This is a genomic window from Variovorax sp. P4_D9, assembly GCF_056401695.1.
Window position 1 is genome coordinate 1 of the sequence record NZ_JBFUIU010000924.1, and the last position, 3,291, is coordinate 3,291.

7 protein-coding genes and 1 pseudogene are annotated in these 3,291 nt (G+C 64.9%); 5 read left to right on the forward strand and 3 right to left on the reverse strand.

Features of this window, described 5'->3' with window-relative positions:
- Window positions 1-221 precede the first annotated feature (221 nt).
- Window positions 222-479 (forward strand): hypothetical protein, encoded by a 258-nt coding sequence (locus AC1DY5_RS48355; RefSeq protein ID WP_478121454.1) that lies wholly within the window; start codon window positions 222-224, stop codon window positions 477-479.
- Window positions 480-574: 95 nt separating this feature from the next.
- Window positions 575-775: a hypothetical protein gene (locus AC1DY5_RS48360; RefSeq protein WP_478121455.1), complete on the forward strand. Its 201-nt coding sequence runs from the start codon at window positions 575-577 to the stop codon at window positions 773-775.
- Window positions 776-867: 92 nt separating this feature from the next.
- Here AC1DY5_RS48360 and AC1DY5_RS48365 read toward each other — a convergent pair whose 3' ends face one another.
- Window positions 868-1,380 carry a DUF1643 domain-containing protein gene (locus AC1DY5_RS48365; protein ID WP_478121456.1) on the reverse strand — a complete coding sequence of 171 codons (513 nt, stop codon included), beginning with the start codon at window positions 1,378-1,380 and terminating at the stop codon, window positions 868-870.
- 179 nt (window positions 1,381-1,559) lie between these two features.
- Between AC1DY5_RS48365 and AC1DY5_RS48370 the strand changes: the two genes are divergently transcribed.
- Window positions 1,560-1,790 carry a hypothetical protein gene (locus tag AC1DY5_RS48370; RefSeq protein ID WP_478121457.1) on the forward strand — a complete coding sequence of 77 codons (231 nt, stop codon included), beginning with the start codon at window positions 1,560-1,562 and terminating at the stop codon, window positions 1,788-1,790.
- 2 nt (window positions 1,791-1,792) lie between these two features.
- Here the strand turns inward: AC1DY5_RS48370 and AC1DY5_RS48375 are convergent, their stop codons facing one another.
- On the reverse strand, window positions 1,793-2,617 hold the full coding sequence (locus AC1DY5_RS48375; protein ID WP_478121458.1) for a hypothetical protein: 825 nt from the start codon (window positions 2,615-2,617) through the stop codon (window positions 1,793-1,795).
- A 56-nt stretch (window positions 2,618-2,673) separates the two neighbouring features.
- On the opposite strand from AC1DY5_RS48375, the pseudogene AC1DY5_RS48380 reads away from it, so the two are divergent.
- Window positions 2,674-2,805, forward strand: a pseudogene (locus AC1DY5_RS48380) (DUF2514 family protein); the annotation flags it as partial.
- Here AC1DY5_RS48380 and AC1DY5_RS48385 read toward each other — a convergent pair.
- Window positions 2,802-2,951 carry a hypothetical protein gene (locus AC1DY5_RS48385; protein WP_478121459.1) on the reverse strand — a complete coding sequence of 50 codons (150 nt, stop codon included), beginning with the start codon at window positions 2,949-2,951 and terminating at the stop codon, window positions 2,802-2,804. The pseudogene AC1DY5_RS48380 and the gene AC1DY5_RS48385 sit on opposite strands and share 4 nt — an antisense overlap.
- A gap of 153 nt (window positions 2,952-3,104) precedes the next feature.
- Between AC1DY5_RS48385 and AC1DY5_RS48390 the strand changes: the two genes are divergently transcribed.
- The coding region (locus tag AC1DY5_RS48390) for a hypothetical protein (RefSeq protein WP_478121460.1) at window positions 3,105-3,291 on the forward strand (187 nt) is incomplete at its 3' end.

The following is a 3,291-nucleotide window of genomic DNA, read 5'->3' on the forward strand; positions in this document are numbered from 1 at the left end:
GCACGGGCCATATCCCACCCCTGAAGAATGGCAGCATCGCTGGCAGCTGCAGGCGACGATCGATCGGCTGCGCTGGGAGCTTGAGGAGTTCACGGCGCCACGAGCCCATTGAACTCGATGACCTAGACCAGACCTAGACCCAGGGGTTGGCGGCCCAGCTGCCTGCGCCGTTGATCGATTCCCAGATGTGCATGGCGAAAGGCAAGGGCGGGTAGGCAGACATGCTGAAGATCAGGGGCGTTCGGGTGCAGTCCGGGACCCAAAGGATCGTGACGTACTCGGTCGAATACAGCCTTAAGGGAACGAGCGGAACCTGGAGTGGCGAGATCCTGCTGTTTGGCGGCAAGCGCCATAAGCTGGCCGGCGGCGTTCTGACGAACGTGGATAAGGGCACGATCGCCCAGGCCGTTAGCGTGGCGCTGAACGCCGAGATCGACTCCCTTGACATCGATGCGCTGAACAAGACAAACGGTAACTGACGTCCCGTTGCCGCCATCATCTCCGTGGAGGAAAAGAGTTCAGGGAAGCGAAGGCCTCCGGAACTCTCGTCCACTTCACCGCCCGAGGTCCGCCTATGACCGAAGAATGGCAGCGAATTCTCCTGGCTGCGAGCGAATTTGAAGCCTTTGCGAAAGCTTGGAACACGCTGGTCATGCGCGTGCGGCGCGGCGAGGCAGTCGATCCTTCCGAATGGAGGGACGAGCTCGCGACGTTGGATTCAGCGTACACGCGATTCATTGGATTGGTGCCAATGGACATGCCGAAGCGCTGTTGATGGGGGGTGGGGCGGCGCCATCGCGGGCGCGTAAGAGTCGCCGCTACTGCCGCAGCTGGTGAGCAGGGCGCAGAGGAGGAGGGCGCGGGCCATCAGGCACCTCCTTGGATCGCCGAGCCGATCGCGTCGGCCGTGAACGGCATCAGCCTGCAGCTGGAGGGCAGCATCAGCGGGTGCTGTGGGTAACCGCTGCGGGTGATCCGCAGGCACTGAGGCTCGACGCCCTGCGCGCGGATCATCGGCAGGACGATCTGCGGTCGCTCCAGATCCGCGACGTTGGCCCCCCATGCCAGGCACACCGCGCCGGCGCCGCGCACGGCCTCGACGATGTGCTGGTCGTTCTCGGGCCCGACCAGGTAGCCAGCGCGACGCAGGTCCTCGGGCTTCGTCGCCCGGTACGCGAACAGGTTCACCAGGTCGATGCCGCCGAAGTCGTGCGCCTGCGCGAAGCGGATGCAACGCCTGATCGTGGCGTCATCGACGTCGGCGTCAGCCGTCGACGGGTTGAGCATCACGAACACCAGCGGCTTGGCGCCCTGCGCCCACTCGCGGCCGAGGCGGTACCGGAAGCGCCCGCATGGGCTAAGGACGGCAGTGCGGTTCATGGGAGGAGCCTCAGAACCTCGCGCTGTTTGTTCGAGCATAGGTCCGGCCGTCCTTCGACGACACCGTACCAGCGAAGGAACCAACGGCCATCGGCCATGCCTGCCTTCCACATCTCTTAGTCCAGAGAAGAGGATGGGGCGTTCCTTCATACTGCGGGCTCCACAACGAGGAGAAGGCCTTGAAATCGATGGTTCACCAGTCGCACGTCGGCAAATTCACGCTTCGCAGTCACGGGCAACTGCTTGTGGACGGGCGGTACTCGGCCACCTTCGCGGTCACCGAACACACTGGCGAAGCCGATCTCGATTCCTCGCACGCGACGGGGCTGGTTTTCGACAGCGAGGACGCAGCAGAAGACGCTGGCATGAAGGCCGCTCTCGCATGGTTGGACGAGAGGGATGAGGACTGAGGTCATTCTGATTCCTCCGCAGTGAACAAAAGAGGCTGCACTGCGCCGTTCTGGTAGACGATGGGCATGACGGTGTCGGCGGCCGGTTCGTCGCCTTCCCAGCCGTCAGGCCAGGTGCCGGCGGCGATCAGCGCGCGGATGCGAGCCTCCTCCTCGGCGTTGATCAGGCTGATGCGCGGGCGGCGCTGCAGGTCGGCAGCCTCATTGCAGGCGGCCTGGATGCCCAGGATCCGCTCGAGGCCCATCGTCCGAGCCTCCAGGGTCAGCGSGCCCATTCGCTGCGGGTTCTTGGCGATGCTGCCGTCCTTGAGCCGCTCGAGGCCGGCTTTCTTGATGCGATGCTTCGGCTCGCGCAGCTCACGCCACAGCGGCTTGATTCCCTTCAGCGGCGCCAGATAGGTCCACTGCGGATGAGCAAGATCGTGTCGAGCGCCGTGTCCTCTGCGGCCAGCGGGCAGCCAATATGGGCAGCCAATACACCCGGTGCGCGCATTGATCTCCTCCGCCTCGTCGCCGCCGTAGGCGTCCGCGATGATGGCCGTGCTCCAGTCGCCGAACTCCTCCTGCGGCGCCCAGTGTTTGAGCCACTCCCACACGTGGCAGACGCGCCAGTGCAACAGCGGCGCCAGGGTGGCCAGCCGGCCGCGCAAGCCCTTGGCGTTCGGCAGGACCTGCTGATACCAGCCCTGGCCACACTCGGCGCCATCCTTGCTGCAGGACATCTCGATACGGCGGTCGCGGATCGCGCTCTCGCCCTGGCGCACGCCGGTGATCATCAGGATCTGGCCCTCGAGCTGGTCCACGCGATCGCGCAGCGCCTGCTCCATACGCCACCGCGGATCCCGGCGTTGCCCGTCGAGGCCCGGGTCAGCAAGGTGCCGACCCCCTCGATCTGCTTGCCGACCTGTATGGAGGGGCTGACCAGGCTGCGGGAGAAATCGCGCGCTACGCTGGCCAACTCGTCATCGCTGGTGCTACCTGCGAGCGCATCGCCGATCGACTACTACAGCCTTAGTGCTCGCCCAACTCGGCCCTGATCGTCTCGGCTGCGCTGTGGTCGTGATCGTCGACGAAGGGCTCGGCAATGCACGCGCAGCGCTCGACGACCAGGTGGGCGAAGTCGATCAGCTTCTGCTCCAGGGGATCGCCCGGGCGGATCACGCCTGAGGCTTCGGCAGCGATGCGGAACTCGCGGAGGGGTCGCGCGGGGGCGGTCAGCCCACGGGGTCRTCGTCTTCGTTTTCCATCGGATCAAAAAGTGGCGGGCCAGGTGCAGGCGGCCTTCTCGGCGGAGGCGCGCCTCACTAGAACCCAGTGGCTCCGCTCGGGCTTTTCAACGACAGGGCCCAGCGTCCTCGTCCGACAGACACTCGTAAGGCTCTGGAGAAGAGTTTTCCCTCCCGCAGTGAGAAGGGGATCACCATGAAACCTGAATATGCAGAGATGGATGAGAGCGCCAGTGACGTTGCATTTCGCTGGGCTATCGTTGCCATGATCGTCG